This is a genomic window from Nocardia sp. CA-135398 (genome assembly GCF_050955845.1).
GTDB lineage: Bacteria > Actinomycetota > Actinomycetes > Mycobacteriales > Mycobacteriaceae > Nocardia.
The window spans coordinates 6974322-6990011 of sequence record NZ_CP192084.1 but is presented as its reverse complement, the minus strand read 5'-3'; the positions used below and the strand labels follow the sequence as shown (position 1 = coordinate 6990011).

General features: G+C 66.8%; 12 protein-coding genes and 1 pseudogene. 9 read left to right on the top strand and 4 right to left on the bottom strand.

Annotation, left to right across the window (positions count from 1 at the left end; all coding sequences use genetic code 11):
• Positions 1–134 precede the first annotated feature (134 nt).
• On the top strand, positions 135–1250 hold the full coding sequence (gene proB / locus ACQP1T_RS31150; RefSeq protein ID WP_433762431.1) for a glutamate 5-kinase: 1116 nt from the start codon (positions 135–137) through the stop codon (positions 1248–1250).
• Between the two features lie 146 nt (positions 1251–1396).
• Here the strand turns inward: proB and ACQP1T_RS31145 are convergent.
• From ACQP1T_RS31145 to ACQP1T_RS31130, 4 genes and pseudogenes are all read right to left on the bottom strand, one after another.
• A pseudogene (locus ACQP1T_RS31145) lies at positions 1397–1570 on the bottom strand (type II toxin-antitoxin system VapB family antitoxin); the annotation flags it as partial.
• A gap of 10 nt (positions 1571–1580) precedes the next feature.
• The gene (locus ACQP1T_RS31140) at positions 1581–3209 is read right to left on the bottom strand and encodes a hypothetical protein (protein ID WP_433756601.1); all 1629 of its coding nucleotides are present in this window, start codon (positions 3207–3209) and stop codon (positions 1581–1583) included.
• 100 nt (positions 3210–3309) lie between these two features.
• Positions 3310–3684, bottom strand: coding sequence for a hypothetical protein (locus tag ACQP1T_RS31135; protein WP_433756600.1), 375 nt, complete (start codon positions 3682–3684; stop codon positions 3310–3312).
• Between the two features lie 86 nt (positions 3685–3770).
• Positions 3771–4484: an ESX secretion-associated protein EspG gene (locus ACQP1T_RS31130; RefSeq protein WP_433756599.1), complete on the bottom strand. Its 714-nt coding sequence runs from the start codon at positions 4482–4484 to the stop codon at positions 3771–3773.
• 216 nt (positions 4485–4700) lie between these two features.
• On the opposite strand from ACQP1T_RS31130, the gene ACQP1T_RS31125 reads away from it, so the two are divergent.
• The 8 genes from ACQP1T_RS31125 to ACQP1T_RS31090 are packed head-to-tail and all read left to right on the top strand — an operon-like array spanning position 4701 to position 15681.
• The gene (locus ACQP1T_RS31125; protein WP_433756598.1) at positions 4701–7433 is read left to right on the top strand and encodes a phosphoenolpyruvate synthase; all 2733 of its coding nucleotides are present in this window, start codon (positions 4701–4703) and stop codon (positions 7431–7433) included.
• The gene (locus tag ACQP1T_RS31120) at positions 7420–10818 is read left to right on the top strand and encodes an AMP-binding protein (RefSeq protein WP_433756597.1); all 3399 of its coding nucleotides are present in this window, start codon (positions 7420–7422) and stop codon (positions 10816–10818) included. Before ACQP1T_RS31125 ends, ACQP1T_RS31120 begins: the two co-directional genes overlap by 14 nt.
• The gene (locus ACQP1T_RS31115; RefSeq protein ID WP_433756596.1) at positions 10815–11123 is read left to right on the top strand and encodes an acyl carrier protein; all 309 of its coding nucleotides are present in this window, start codon (positions 10815–10817) and stop codon (positions 11121–11123) included. Before ACQP1T_RS31120 ends, ACQP1T_RS31115 begins: the two co-directional genes overlap by 4 nt.
• The gene (locus tag ACQP1T_RS31110; protein ID WP_433756595.1) at positions 11120–12211 is read left to right on the top strand and encodes an SDR family oxidoreductase; all 1092 of its coding nucleotides are present in this window, start codon (positions 11120–11122) and stop codon (positions 12209–12211) included. The genes ACQP1T_RS31115 and ACQP1T_RS31110 overlap by 4 nt, the downstream gene beginning before the upstream one ends.
• Positions 12208–13140 (top strand): nucleoside-diphosphate kinase, encoded by a 933-nt coding sequence (locus tag ACQP1T_RS31105; protein ID WP_433756594.1) that lies wholly within the window; start codon positions 12208–12210, stop codon positions 13138–13140. The genes ACQP1T_RS31110 and ACQP1T_RS31105 overlap by 4 nt, the downstream gene beginning before the upstream one ends.
• Positions 13137–14123 (top strand): ScbA/BarX family gamma-butyrolactone biosynthesis protein, encoded by a 987-nt coding sequence (locus ACQP1T_RS31100; protein ID WP_433756593.1) that lies wholly within the window; start codon positions 13137–13139, stop codon positions 14121–14123. The genes ACQP1T_RS31105 and ACQP1T_RS31100 overlap by 4 nt, the downstream gene beginning before the upstream one ends.
• A complete protein-coding gene (locus ACQP1T_RS31095; protein ID WP_433756592.1) occupies positions 14123–14755 on the top strand; it encodes a nitroreductase family protein in 633 nt (210 codons plus the stop codon). Before ACQP1T_RS31100 ends, ACQP1T_RS31095 begins: the two co-directional genes overlap by 1 nt.
• Positions 14752–15681 carry a hypothetical protein gene (locus ACQP1T_RS31090; protein WP_433756591.1) on the top strand — a complete coding sequence of 310 codons (930 nt, stop codon included), beginning with the start codon at positions 14752–14754 and terminating at the stop codon, positions 15679–15681. The genes ACQP1T_RS31095 and ACQP1T_RS31090 overlap by 4 nt, the downstream gene beginning before the upstream one ends.
• Positions 15682–15690 lie beyond the last annotated feature (9 nt).

Here is a 15690-nt window from a genome sequence, read left to right as displayed (position 1 = left end):
CGTTCGGGTGGTACGGCGGAGTCGGTTGGATCGACCGGTAATGCCGGGGCGGTCGAGGCGATGGAATCGGTGGGTTCTATTGCGGTACAGGGAGTTCGGTTGCTATGCAGGTGAGTTCGGGGATGGCCGAGGTGATGTCGCAGTCCGGGCTGAGTGAGGCAAGGACGGCGATCGCCGCGGCGCGCAGTGTGGTGGTGAAGATCGGGTCTTCGGCGCTGACCAGCCTCGAGGGCGGGCTGGATACCACGCGACTGGATCGGCTCGCCGATGCGGTGGAGGCGCGGATGCGGGCCGGGTCCGATGTGGTCGTCGTGTCATCCGGTGCGATCGGGGCGGGTATCGCGCCGCTCGGATTGACCAGTCGCCCAAGGGATTTGGCAACCAAGCAGGCTGCGGCCAGTGTCGGTCAGTTGGCATTGGCGCATGCCTGGGGCACCTCGTTCGCGCGGTTCGGGCGCACGGTCGGGCAGGTGCTGTTGAGCGCGGACGACTTCTCGCGCCGCGAACATCACCGCAATGCCCAGCGCACCCTGGACCGGTTGCGCTCGCTCGGTGCGGTTGCCGTCGTGAACGAAAACGACACCGTCGCAACCGAAGAGATCCGCTTCGGTGATAACGACCGCCTCGCCGCACTGGTCGCACATCTGGTCGGTGCCGACGCGCTGGTGCTGCTCTCCGATGTCGAGGGCCTCTACGACGGCGACCCGCGCAAGGGCGCCGCCAACTTCATCCCCGAGGTCCGCAGCAGCGCCGACCTCGACGGCGTCATCGCGGGCAGCGGCGGCGCACTCGGCACCGGCGGCATGGCCTCCAAACTGTCTGCGGCCCGGTTGGCCGCCGATGCGGGCGTGCCCGTTCTGCTGGCCGCCGCCACCGAGGCCGATATCGCGCTCAGCGCGGGCACCGTCGGCACCGCCTTCGCCGCCCGTCCGGTCCGCCTCTCCGCCCGCAAGTTCTGGGTCCGCCACGCCGCCGACAGTCGCGGCGCCATCCTCATCGATGCGGGCGCCGTCCAGGCCGTGGCCCAGCGCCGCCGCTCCCTGCTCGCCGCGGGCATCACCGGCGTCCGCGGCCGCTTCCACGGCGGTGATGTAGTCGACCTCATCGCCCCCGACAATCGCATAGTCGCCCGCGGCGTGGTCGAATACGACAGCACCGAACTCTCCGGCATGCTCGGGCGCTCCACCACCGAACTCCCGGACACCATGCAACGCCCGGTAATTCACGCCGACGACCTGGTCAAGGTGTAGGGATCCCGAGTTTCTCCGTCGATTCGCAACTGGGCCGCAGTAATGGTGTATGCGAAGCCGTTGCCCTTGAACAGCGATGGTTCTCGCCACTCACCTGCGATAACGCGTAGGAGAAGCAATTGCGCGTGTCGATGGCCATCAGTGGTCGGCAGGCCATGCTCGTAGCCGATGATCTCGTCCGGGCTGCACTTATCGATCACCGGCAGGCCTGCGCATCGGCACCGAATGGCCGCGATTTCGTCGCGGAGCGGTACTGAACGGGCGCGTCCGCTTTCGCGCGCGAGCCGCTCGCGCAGTGCGATGACGACTGCCTCGGTCAAAGTCTCACCGTCAGGGTGTTGGGATGACGCCGGGTTGGTTGGAGGTCGGGGGTTGGGAGGGGCCGGTTTGTTCGGGGATGGGGCCCGTGATTCCTGGTTGGCCGCCGGGGTCGGGGAGGGAAGGGGTTGGTGCCGACGGGACGGGGACCGGGGGTGCAGGCGGTGGTGCCTGTTGGGGTGACGGAGGCTGGGGCTCCTGCGTTGAGGGCGGGGCCGGAGGGGGTGCTTGCTGGGTTGATGGTTCCGGTGTCGGGGCGGGCTGCGGGGGCGGAGTGGGCTGCGGCGCCTGGGATTCCGGTGTCGGAGGCGCTGGGCTTGGTTGCGGCGCCGGAGATTCCGGTGTGGCGGGTGCAGGGGAGGGCTGGGGGCCGGGCGCGGGCTGCGGGGGTGGAGCCGGGGTGGACTGTGGTGCCTGGGACTCCGGGGTGCTCGGTACCGGGGCGGGTTGCGGTGGCTGGGACTCCGATGTTCCGGGCGGCGGGGTGGTGGGCGCCGGAGTGGTCGGATCCGGAGTTGGTTGTGGTGCTGGGGATTCCGGCGTGGCGGGGGTTGGTGCCGGTTCTGGGGTGGTGGGTGCCGGGGATTCCGGGGTCCCGGGCGGCGGGGTGGTGGGTGCCGGTGTCGTCGGGTCCGGAGTTGGTTGTGGTGCTGGGGATTCCGGGGTGGCGGGAACTGGTGCCGGTTCTGGGGTGGTGGGTATGGGCGCGGGTTGCGGTGCCTGGGACTCCGGGGTCCCAGGGGCTGGAGTGGTGGGTACCGGGTTGGTCGGGTCCGGGGTTTGTTGTGGTGCTGGGGATTCCGGCGTTCCGGGCGGCGGGGTGGTGGGTGCCGGTGTCGTCGGGTCCGGAGTTGGTTGTGGTGCTTGGGATTCCGGAGTCGACGGGGTTGGTGCCGGTTCCGGCGCGCCCGGGGCTGGTTTGGGTTGTGGGGCTTCCGACTCCGGGGTGGACGGCGTCGGGGTTTGTTGTGGTTTTTGGGATTCTGGGGTGGAGGGTGAGGGCGCGGTTTCGGGGACCTGTATGCCGGGCTTAGTTGCTTCGGGGGCGGGGGTGGGTGCTGATGGTGTCGCGCCCGGTGTGCCGGATAAGCCTGGTGTGCCGGGTAAGGCGGGTGGGGTGGGGAGGGCGGGGACGGCGGTGCCTGCCATTTGGTAGGCGGGTTTGTAGATCATGTTCATGGCGAGGATGGCTTCTTGGCGCAGCGCCTCTTCCGCCATTTGCGCATTGATCACATGGGCGGCTTCGAGCAGTCGGGCGATGGTGCCGATCGGGCCCGAATTGCCGGGTGGGACAACGGCGATCTTCACGGCTTCGGCGGCCGCGGCCACCGCGCCGAGGCGGGTGCCGACCTGTCCCATGATCGCGGCGAGTTCATCGACGGAGTCTGCGTAGCTGCGGGCGCTCGCGTATGCGGCTTCGGCGGCGGCGCCCTCCCAGGCCATCGAATTCATTACCCGATCCGAGCCAGCCCTGGTCAGCGGAAACGAACTGGCCAGCGTCCCTGCGACTTCCAGCCAAGTGACCGACGCGTTGAGTATCTGCGCCGCGTCGATCTGCTGGGTCTTGGCGTAGATCTCCTCATGCTTCATCGACTCGAAATGCTCCATCGAGCCGATGTAATCGGGATCATTACCACTCATCGTAGCGCCTCACTGACACTCGCCCCCGCCATCCGCACAGCACACTGTGTCCCCAGCCCACCGTGCGCCCGACAGCCACCCGGTGCGGTATCACCACGGCTCATCGTGGCACCCGCGTTTCGATTGCCCGCAGTGCCGCGGCGTTCGCGGCGTCGGCCTCCTCGAATAGTCCGCCGCTGATCAGGAAGGCCTCTTTCATGCGGTAGGCGGCTTCGATGTAGTGGTCGAGCAGGGTGGCGGCGTCGCGGGCCTTGTGCGCGAATCCGGCTTGTAATTGCTGTGCGGAGATGAATCCGCCGAAGCCGCCCAGCTCGCCCGCCGATTCGAGGCGTTGGCGTAGATAGATGAGCCGGTCGGCTTGGTTGTCGTACATTTCGGCGCAACGTCGCGCCGCGTCCGGGTCGAATTTGACGGTGCCCGCCTGCGCCTCCTGCTTGAAGCGGGCAATATCGGCTCGGCTGCTCTCGATCGTCATGCACCACACCCCCGGGGATCGGTCGGTCCGCCTCAGACTAACCGTTGGCCATGCCTCCGGATGAAATAGTTCCGGTCGGTTACGGCTTATCGGGCCTGCGCCGGAATACGTTTCTGTAGCTGGGTCGCGAGTTGCTCGGCTGAGGCGGGCACGATGTGCACGGTGTCGCCCGCCTTGATCAGATAGCGCCCGTCGCCCTTGACATCGATCCAGGTGTAGTGGATCGGCGGCTGTGGCGAGGGCTGGTCCAGCCGCCCCTCGATTCGGATGTGCCCCTCGGCGGTATGCGGCTTGAGCAGCAGCCGCCGGATCGACGGCACCGCTCGCTGCGTTACGACCACCGTCTCGTCGTCGCGGATCGCTTCGGCCGATGCCGCCCGCGCCGGTTCGTGTCCGGCCGGGACGGCGGGCAGCAGTGCGGCGATCCGAGCGCCGAGCTTGGCGCTGAGCCCGATCGAAAGTCGTACGCGCCCACCGAAATCCGATGCGGAACCGGGTTCCTGGATGGCGAGGACAGCGCGGTCGTAGATCGCACAGGCCAGTAGCCGGATCTCGGTGCCGGGGCCGTGCCCGCCGCCGATCGCCACGATCCTGGTGTGCGGTGCGGCCATGATCCGCAGGCACGCCGATAGATCCGGATCGCTGCGCGGCGGTAGTCGCTCGTCGAGCTGGGCGCGCAATTTGTCGGCTTCGGCCTCGGTTCGCGGCGTCTCGAGAATGCGCAGCGGATAGGGGTGACGATCCACTTCGGTTTCGCGCCAGATATGGGCGAACTCGTCCGGGGTGAAGGTCCAACCCACGCCGAATCACTCCTTACAACCCACGATCGTCATCGCGAGCTTACTGGTGCCTCGAGGCGTTCGAACCAAGTCTTTGCCAAGCAGTCCCCAAGGTTTGCGGGCTAACGTCGACAGCAAATCTCGGATATATCCAGACAACCCCCTCGGTTTGCGCTGCCTTGTGGTGCTGGAGCGCCTGCTCCGGTGCGGTGAACAGGGGGCGATGGGAGAGAAGCTTTGCAGGTACTCGGACCGTGGACCGACTCGGCGACATTTGCCGCGCTAGGCGGTGGTAAAGCCCATGGGTTGTACACCTTGCACAATGGTGGCTTCCGTGTCCCCGAGTGGGCGGTGCTCGGCACCGACGTCTTCAACCGGTTCCTTATCGAGACCACCACGGACGCCGATTTGGCGACTATCGTGATGGATGTCACATCGTCGGAGGACCTGGATTCGGCGCTGGCCGCCGGTGCGGAACTACGCGCCGCGATCGTCGATGCGCCACTGCCGCAGCCGATCCTCGATCTGATCGCCGACGCGTACGGCCGCCTCGGCACGGGTGCGATCGCGGTTCGATCGTCGGCGGTCGTCGAGGACGGTCCCGGCCAGTCCTATGCGGGTCAGTTCGACTCGTTTCTCAATGTGAACGGCATCGACGCGGTCGCGGCGCGGGTGCGCGACTGCTGGGCCTCGGCCTTCTCGGAGCGGTCCATCCGCTATGCCTTCGCGCACGGCCAGCCGCGCGCCGACGCCATAGCCGTTGTCCTGCAACGTCTTATCGATGCACGCACCAGCGGGGTGATGTTCACCGCGAATCCGATCAGCGGTGCCAAAGACGAATTGGTCGTCAGTGCGGTGTACGGACTCGGCGAGGGGCTGGTTTCGGGTGCGGTGGATGCCGATTCGGTTGTGGTCGACAAATCCTCCGGTGCCGTGCTGGAAATGACTGTGGGGGACAAGGATCGCAGCTATGCGCCCGCGGGCGAGCAGGGTTGCGCGGTGCTGGAGGTCGAGCAGCAGCGCCGGGAGAGCGCCGTGCTGGCCGATGCCGAACTGGCCGAATTGGTGGAGTGGGGTCGCAAGCTGGAGGCCGATTTCGGTGCGCCACAGGACATCGAGTGGGCCATCGATGCCGACGGTCTCTGGTTCCTGCAGTCGCGACCGATCACCACGGCGGTCACCGACGGCGCGACTCGCGGCGCGGTACTGCGCGGCGCCGGTGAGGCGCTCGCCGACGGCGACGAGCGAATCTGGGACAACTCCAACATCATCGAGAGCTTCAGCGGTATCACCTCACCGCTGACCTACACGACGGCCGCCGATATCTACGGCCGCGTGTACCACGGTTACGCGAAATCGCTGCGGGTGCCCGACGCGCAACTGCGCCAGACCGATCGCTGGACTCCGGTGCTACTCGGCTACTTTCACGGCCGGGTCTACTACAACCTGCTGCACTGGTACCGGATGGTGGGCATCGCCCCCGGGTATCCGTTGAACCGGAAGGTATTGGAGGCCGCGCTCGGCGTCGACGAACCGCTGCCCGACGAGATCGCGAAAACCTTGCGCCCGTTCACCTTCCGCACACCGCTGGCCAGGCTGCGGTCGCGTGCGCTCACCACGGTGACCTATGTCCGGCGGCTGTTCGGCATCGACGATATGGTCGAGCGCTTCATGACCGACTTCTACCGCGTCTACGACGAATACGACGCACTCGACTACTCGACGCTGACCGGCGAACAGGCCTACGCGGCCTATCGCAAGGTCGACCGGGATCTGGTCGAACGCTGGGGTCCGCTGATGGTCCTCGACGCGATCCTGTTGACCTGCACCGGTCTGATGTACCTGCTGACCAAACTGCTGCTGCCGAAGGCGCCGGAGTGGTTCCTGTATGCCGTCGTCGGCCCAGGCGCGGATGTCGAATCCGCCGAACCCGCGCGCGCCATGACCGAGCTCGCGCAGTTCGCTCGCCAGGATCCCGAACTGGTGTCGTTGATCAATTCGACTGCGCCGGAACGGATTTACGACGCCATCGGTGACCGCACCGAATTCCTCGGCCGGATCGAGGACTACTTCGATCGTTACGGCTACCGCAGCCTGGACGAGCTCAAGCTGGAAACCCCGGATCTGCGCGAGGATCCCGCGAGCCTGTTCATCATGCTGCGCAGCGCGATCGGCCGCGTCGGCGAGGCGGCACAGCACAGCCGCAGTGCGGAGGCCGACGAATACCTCGACGCCCATCTGCGCGGTTTCCGGCGGCGGATCTATGAACGCCTGCGCGGCAAGGTGAATCGGTGTGCCGCGCATCGGGAGCGGCTGCGGTTCTGCCGCACCAGGGCCTTCGGCATGGTCAAGCGGATGATCCGGGTAATGGGTCGAGATCTGGTCGCGCGCGGCGTCATCGACGAATTCGACGATGTCTTCGCGTTGACCGTCCAAGAGCTGCGCGGCTGTTACGAGGGCGCCGACACAGACGGCTTGCCTGACCTGGTGGCCGCACGGAAAGCCCAGCGCGCCAGGGACGCCGAGTTGGTCGCCCCGGCCCGTTTCGTCACCTCGGGGCCGACCTTCGGGCGCGCGGAACTCGTACGTCAGGGCTGGGTGCCGGTCACCGACACCCCGCCCGCGACGGTCGGCACCGTTCTACCCGGCACGCCCTCGGCATCCGGCATCGTCGAGGGCACCGCGGTGGTCGTCGACGAGCCACGCGACGTGGCAGGCGGCATTCTGGTGGCATACCGCACCGATCCCGGTTGGGTGGCCGCGCTGCCCTCGGCGTCGGCGCTGGTGATCGAGCGCGGCAGTCCCCTCACCCATGTCGCGATCGTGGCGCGGGAGTTGGGGGTGCCGACGGTGGTCCAAGTCAAGGACCTGACCAGAAAGATACGTTCTGGCATGGGAATACGGGTCGATGGCACGAACGGTACCGTGACTGTGCTGTCGGGAGGAGAGCTGCGGGATGAAGCCGGATAAAGACGTTGGCGCAGTGCGTAATTGGCTGGTCGACCCGGCGCGCGACGCCGGTATCCACCTTGCCGACGAGGCCGACGGCTGGGAATTCCGCAGCTACCACGATCTCGCTGAGCTGGCCTGGTCGATCGCGGCACGCATGCGCGAACACGGTATGGGCAGCGGCGACGGCGCATGTGTGATCATGCCGACCGGATTCCCTTGTGCCGCAGCGTTTTACGCGGTGTGGGCCTGTGGTGGGGTCTTCACCCCGGTGGCGCCGCCGATGTTCGGCGACCTCGACCAGATCATCGCCCATATCGCGGCCGTTCTGGAGCAGGCGAGTCCGCGATTGGTGGTGACCTCGACCGAGTTCGAGCAGTTGGTGCGCCAGGCCGCGGCGGCGGCGGGACGCACCGATGAGCCGCTGGTGATCGATGCCGCGAATCTGGGGCCCGCACCGGTGGAACGCGAATTCGGCGAGCCCGACGAATGCGCGCTGCTGCAATTCACCTCCGGATCCACCGGAACGCCGCGCGGCGTGCGGGTCAGCTGGCCCAACCTGGCCAACAACATCGCGATGATCTCGTCGCTGATCGACTGGCGGCACGGCGAGACCATGGTCTCCTGGCTGCCGCTCTATCACGATATGGGCCTGGTCGGCGCATTCCTCACCACCGTGACCAATCAGGGCGAGTTGTATCTGATGCGCCCTGACCAGTTCGTCCGCGATCCGGCGCGCTGGCTGCGGGCCATGTCGCACGCACAGCACACGCCCTCGCCGTCCTTCGCGCTCGGCTATGTGGCCCATCGCGTCGCGCCGGAGGAGATCGCGGATCTGGATCTGTCCGGCTGGCGCACGCTGGCCGTCGGTTCCGAACCTGTCGAGGTGGCCGATCTCCAATCCTTCGCGGGACTCGCTGGTAGACAGGGCTTTTCGACCAAGGCGTACACCCTCGCCTACGGTCTGGCCGAGGCAACGCTGATGGTGACCTCTTCGGCACGCAACCGACCCATCACCGCGCTGCGCCTGGACAATCCGAATCTGCGCTTCGGCCAACCGATTACGATTCTGGCCGAGGAATCGCTCGACGACACCCACCGTGTCGATGGCTCCGGATGGATCACCGGACTCGGCTACTCGACGCCCGAATCGACCGTGCGGGTGGTCGACGAAGACGGCCGGGAACTGCCCGACGACACCCTCGGCGAGATGATCGTCGTCGGGGATTCGGTCGCGCTGGGTTACTCCGGCGAACCCACCACCGGTTCGTCCACGCGGATCGTCGAGCGGGTGCTGTTCACCGGCGATGCCGGATTCCTGCACAACGGTGAGGTTTTCGTACTCGGCCGGATGGGCTCGAGCCTGAAGGTCCGCGGCCGGTCGGTGTTCATGGAGGACATCGAATCCCGGGTTGCCCAGGAAACCGGAATCACCAAGGGCAAGCTCGCCGCCGTCGCGATCACCGAGGCCGGCGCCCAGGGCATCGCGCTGTTCGCCGAATCGGCACCCGGTGAGTGGATTGCCGAGGCGCGCAAGATCATTCGCGGTGAACTCGGCCCCGCGCAGACGGTGACCATTGTGACCGGCCCGCGCGGCATCATCCGGCGCACCTCCAGCGGTAAACCCCGGCGTCGGCATATGTGGCAGTTGTTCGCGGACGGTGCGTTGGCTGGTGCGGTGGTGCACGAGGTCGATGGCGCCACCGAATCGGAAGCGTGGACGGACCGCCCGGCCGCCGACGATGCCGTGCCCGAGCCCGCCCTGCCCGCCGAGCGAGTACGGCAGTTGCTCGATCGCGCATTGGAAAGTGTTGCGGTAGCGCGAGATTCGACCGTTCTGTTCGAGGGCTCGCTGGCCGAGGGCTTCGGCAATGCCGGATCCGACGTCGATTTCCTGGTGGTCGCACCCGGTGACGAGGAGTTGCCGACCCTGCCGACGGTGCTGTTCATCGATGGTCGGCGCGTCGAGGTGCGGACCAGGTCCGCGGCGCAGCTGCGCAATCAGCTGGAGCTGGCGGCGAGTGGTTCGGACCAGATCGACGAGGATCTGCTCAATCGGTGTCAGCGATTTCTGCGCGCGACCGTGGTCCGGTCCGGGGGACCGGATGTCGCGGAATTGCGTGCGCTGCTGCCCCATTCGCGGTTCACGGCGCTGGTGGCCGACTGGTGGACCGGGCGCGCGACGCAGGCGCTGCGATACGCGGTCGCGCTGCGGGCCCTGCACGCCGAGGCCGAGGCCGCCGATTGGGCACGCGACGGACTGCTCCAGGCAATGAAGGGCTGGGCGGCCCGCAAGGGCGAAAGCTACCTGGAAACCAAGTGGCTGCCGCACCAACTGGACCGCATCGGAACCGACGCGCTCATCGATCGCTACAACAGCCTCACCAAGCCGACCGAACTCGCGTGGGACCGAGTTCGGGAGCTGGCCGCGGCGCTCGGCGTTCCGGAGATCGCCGACGACCCGCACCAGGTCCTGTTCGCCCGCCGACCAGGAGTCACCACCTGGACGATCGGCGGACGCATCCACGTCATCCGCGACGACCGCGATGTCTTCGCGCTCTCGGATAGTGCGGCCCGTGCCTGGCGTTCGGTGGTGTTCCGGCATTCGCTGCGCGATGTCCTCGGCCGGGCCGAACATGACATCGCCGAGGATCTGCTCGAGTTCCTCGGACTCGGTCTGGTCGGGTTGCAGTGGCGCGGAGCCGAACTCATCGAACCCGCGCTCGCGATGTGCAAGCCGGTCAAGCCGTACACCCCGGTGCCCTTCGCGGCCGCACCCGCGCTAGGACTGACCGGTGCCACCCGCGACGCTGTGATCGCGACGCTGTCACCGCTGCCCGCAACCAGATTCACCGAATGCGCGCTGAATCTGGTGTGGTCGAATGTCGTCCTGGAGAACGCCAGGGAGGACCTTGCGGGTGCGGTCAAGAATTCTCAGGGCGCGGTCGCCGATATCGCCGCACACCGGCTGATCGCCATGGCGATCCGTGTCCTGTTGTCCGCCTTCGGGGTTCACCCGCTGCCCGCCGATGTCGCGCCCGCGCAGACCCTGCGTCGACTGCTGCCGAACCACGCCCTGCGTCGTGACGATCTGCTGACGCAGCTGGAATCCGCGCGGCGGATCCGTTTCTCGGAGATAATCGGAACGGGCGGAGACACTCTCGCGGGTCTCGCGGTGCTGGATGAGTTCGTCACACTGGTCCGACGGGTCGCGGCGGGGACGGAGACGACAACGGGATTCCCGGCCTCCTTCGATTCGCGTGAGCAGTGGCGGCGCACGTTGGCGATCGGTTACGACTGGCTGCGCATCGCCGGGTATCTGAATACCGACCTGCCCCTTGACGAGGCCCGCGATCTGCTGACCTCCGGTGGCCAACAACCGCATCTGCGGGAAGGAGAGTCATGACCGCAGCATCGCGTAGCGATTCGATGACGGGTGGGCCCGCGGTGGCTGGCATTTCGACTGCCGACAAGGTGCGCCGGATCGTCCTGGCCATGGCCCCGGAACCGCCCGCCGAATTGTCCGATGAGCACCGTCTCGTCGAGGATCTCGGCTTCGATTCACTGCGTCTGATGGAACTCACCGTCGTCCTGGAGCGTGCGTTCGAACTGCCGCGCTACCGGCCCGAGGAGCTGGTTGGTGTGCGCCGGGTGGACGCGGTGATCGCCCTGGTCTCGGGAAGTTTGGCGATTGGCGAGGCGGCACTGTGAACTCCGGCGATACCGTGCTGGTGACCGGTGCGGCCGGATTGGTCGGTGCCGAGGTCGTGGCCAGGCTCGCGGCCGCTAGTCGGCCGGTTGCCGCTGTGCTGCACAGCAATTCGACCATTGTGCGCAATGACGGAACGCTGATCGAGGCCGGTACGGCCGTCGCGGGTGACGTGCGGCTGTTCGGATTCGGGCTCTCCGAGCGCGATACCGAGGATCTGGCCGAGCGGGTCGGCATCATCGTGCATTGCGCGGCCACGACGGCATTCGATGCGTCGGCGGCCGACTACGAGGAACTCAATGTGGTCGGCACCGCGAATGCCATTGCGCTCGCACGTGAGTGGGAGGTGCCGCTGGTGCATGTCAGCACCGCATATGTATGCGGTATGCGCGGCGGCACCATCGCCGAGGACGAACTCGATGCCGGTCAAACCTTTGGAAATGGCTACGAGGACAGCAAGTTTCGCGCCGAAAAGCTGGTGCGAGCGGCCGGGGAGCAAGGCCTACCATGGGCGATCGTGCGCCCCGGCATCGTGACCGGCGCCAGCGATACCGGCACGATCCGGGAGTACAAGAACCTCTACACCGTGGTGAAACTCATGGTCGAGGGCAAGTTGCGGGCACTGCCCGGCCGCTACGACGCGACGCTCTCGCTGGCGCCGGTCGACCATGTCGCCGATGTAATCGCCGCTGCTGTACTGGATTTCGATTCCGCGCGGAATCGCACGCTGCACGCGCTCGGCCGCGACACCCTTTCGCTGCGTGAGGTCTCCGATGTACTCGCCGAATATCCGTCCTTCGAGGTCGCCACCTTCGTGCCGGAGGCAACCTTCGCCGAGGACGATCTCGAGCCGATCGAGCGCGAGTACTACCGCCGCATCGGTTCGCTCTACACCAGCTATTTCCGTCGGCGGCTGGTATTCGACACCGCACACGCCGACGTACTGCTCGGCAAGCCGTCACCGGCGAGCGGCAAGGAGTACCTGCGGATACTGCTGGACTACTGCCTGGAATCGGGCTATCTGGGCATGCCGCTGCCCTCGATAGCGGACATCCTGGCCAGCAACGACTTCGACGGAGCCGCCCCATGAGTGCGATAACGCCCGAGTCGCTGCGGGAACTGCTGAGCGCGCTGACGCCGTCGCCGCAGAAGGTAGACGCCTATGTCGCCGACACCTACGTCCAGGAATCGGTGGACCAACTCGACCGACTCGGCGTCGACGCGGCGAAATTCGCCAGGGAGCATTCGCTACTGCTGCTCAAGCCGGACGCGATCGTCGCACGTTCGGTCGAACCCACACTGACCTGGCTGGCCGACAACGGTTTTCGGGTCGTCGGCGCGTTCCGTGTGCCGGTGGACCGGCACCTCGCTCGCGCACTGTGGTACTTCGCCTGGAATATCGCCTCACCCGAACGCCGCCGCTTGGCCGATCTGCTGGTCGGCATCTCGGATGTGCTCGTGCTCGTCGTGCACGGACCCGACGGTGAACTGCCCGTACCGGTGCGGCTCACCGAGGCGAAGGGCGCCACCGATCCACGCAAGCGCCGCCCTGGTGAGCTGCGGTATCTGCTCGGCCGCCACAACTACCTGTTGAACCTGGTGCATTCGCCCGACGATCCCGCCGACGTACTCCGGGAACTCGCCATCTACCTGGACGAATGGCGCCGGGCGGCGGTGATCGCACAGGCCTGCACCGGTGCGGACCGCACGGCGGACGCGGCCGCGATCGCCGAAGAACTCTATGCGCGCACACCCGCGCGCAGCTTCGATCGGGCGGACGCGCTCGACCGGGTGCTACACGATTCGGCACGGGGCGGTAGGACGGCCCCACCCGGCTTCGATCCGGCCTCGGATGCCGACTGCGCGCAGTTGCTGTATCTGGCCTGGGCCGATGGCCGAGAGCTCGATCCGTGGTCGGCGATCGTACTCGGGTCCTATGTACTTCCCATGCGGAACGGCACCGCGTCGCAGACGTTGCGGCCGGTGTCCGCCGAAGAATGGTTGGAGGGTCGAACGTGACCACTGAAGCGGCCGCCGTACAGACGGCAAGCCATACCCGCACGATCTCCCGGGAACTCGCACACCGGTGCGCGGTCTCGGAGGTGTTCGTCACCTCGTTGGACGCCTTGGGCGAGCACACCTTCGTCGCCGGAGCTCAACTACCCAGGATGCACGCGTATTACGGCGATCACGCCGGATCACTCGCGGTTCGCCATGATCCGCTTGTCGTGATGGAGGCGGCTCGGCAGGCTGCCATCGCATTGACGCACAAGTTCTATGGAGTGCCGAACGAAATGGCATTCGTGGTGCGCACTTTCAACGGCACCGGATCCGACACCGCCGCCTGGGAGGTGCGCACCGCGCCCGCCGATCTGGTGATGCACGTGCGAGTACCGCAGCGTCACCAGCGCGCTGGCGTGCTGCATGGCCTCGATATGGTGCTAGAGATCGAGTCCAACGGCGAGCCGATGCTGACGGTCGACGGATCCTTCTCCTGGGTGACCGCACGGCAGTGGTCGGGGCTGCGCAGCGGATTCCGGGACAGCCTGGGGCTCGGCCCGTTTCGCGGCGCCTCGGCACTCACCGAACGCGCCGCACCCGCCGCGGTGGGCCGGGAGAACTGGCGCAATGTGGTGATCGGCCCGCCGGTGCGCGACGGCGCGATCGCACGGGCCCGGCTCGTACCCGATCTCGGCCACCCCTTCCTGTTCGATCACCAGCTCGACCATGTGCCCGGCAGTCTGCTCATCGAGGCATGCCGTCAGACCGCACTGTCGATGGTCGTGCGCGACCTGCCCCAACTCGAATGTGTGGCAAGTACTTTCGACCGATTCGTCGAGCTGGACCTGCCCGCGGAATGCACCGCGGAGATCACCGATCAAGGGGCGGGCAATACCGTCATCCACTGCGAGATCCACCAGGCCGATGCCGTGGCGGCCCAGATCGATCTCGAATTCGCCGAGGACGCATTGGTTTCCGAGGCCGATACCGAAGGAGTCTGATGGGCGAGGAGTTCTCGGGCACCGACCTGCTGACCACCACCCGCGCCTTCCGTCGCCGCCTCGACCTGACCCGTCCGGTCGCGCGCCAGGATCTGCTGGACTGTCTGGATATCGCGGTGCACGCGCCGAGCGGCACCAACCGTCAGCCGTGGCGGTTCCTGATCGTCGAGGATCCGGCGACCAAACAGCAGATCGCCGAGTACTACCGAAAGGGTTTCGCCGCTTACCTTTCCGCGCGTACACCCCGGCCGGACCAACTCGGTGACCTGGCCTCCGGTCAGCACCTCGCGGCGCATCTGCACGAAGTGCCCGCGCTGGTCATCGTGTGCTCCCTGGGGCGCCCGCCCGCGAACGCGTCCCCGCTGCTGCTGGCCAGCTTCTACGGCTCGATCTATCCGGCGGTCTGGAACTTCATGCTCGCGCTGCACGAACGTGGGCTCGGCTCCACCATGACCACCGCGCATCTGGCCTACGAGCGCGATATCGCCGACCTGCTCGGGATTCCGTTCGAGCAGGTCACTCAGGTCGCCATGCTGCCGGTCGCGCAGCTGCTGCCCGGCACGCGCGGGCCGGGCCCGCGGCGCACGCCCGCTGCGGAGGTGACCATGTGGGATCGGTGGACCGAGGCATGAGCGAGGTCGCTGGCGCGTCGTCCTCGGGTGTCCTCGATTCCGTCGTCCGCGTCGGGCGCTTCACCGCAGTCATGTACAAACCGCACTACGTGCTGTATGGCGTGCTGTGGGTGCTGGCCTTGGAGGGCACCGCAGCGCTTGTGTCACAACCGGATTCGGCCTGGCATCCGACCGGGTCAACGGTTTTGCGCATTGTCGTCGTCGCGTTCGTCCTGCTGTATCTGCGCATGGTCGACGAACAGAAGGACCTCGATTACGACCGCGTGCACAACCCGGACCGTCCGTTGGTCACCGGCGCGATCTCCGCCACCGAACTCCGTGCCGCCATGGCCGTCATCGCCATCGGTGCGGTCGCCGCCAGCCTGACGCTTTCGGTGATCTCCGCGCTAATGATCGCCGCAGTCCTGGCCTACGGCTTGGGGCTCTGGGGTCTCGAACGGCTATCGACGACCATCCGAACCGATATCCTGGCGAACCTGGCCGTCACTTATCCTGTTCAACTCCTGGTCACTGCCTATGTCGTTCTGTCTGCCGCCGACACCGGCGAGGTCCGCGCCACCTGGAAGACCGCGGTCGCCGCCCTGATCTTCGCGGGCGCGTTCCTGCAATTCGAATTCGCCCGCAAGACTTCTCGTACGCCACGCAGCGACGAGCACTTCTACTCCAATGCCCTCGGCGCGATGGGCAGCACCGCATTCGGACTGCTGTGCGCCGCCATCGCCGCCGCCACCGATATCGCCCTCGTCCAGCCATGGACGTACACGGCGGTTGTCGCCTGGATTCCGCTGGCGCTCTTACTGCTTCCCATTTGGGGCGCGGTGCAGTTCGTGCGCGGCAGCAAGCCGGACTATCCGGTGCTCCCGGCTGTCCTGTTCATCCTGACGCTGTACACAGTGCTGATCGCGCAGGCGATCACCCTGACGTAAGCGCAACGA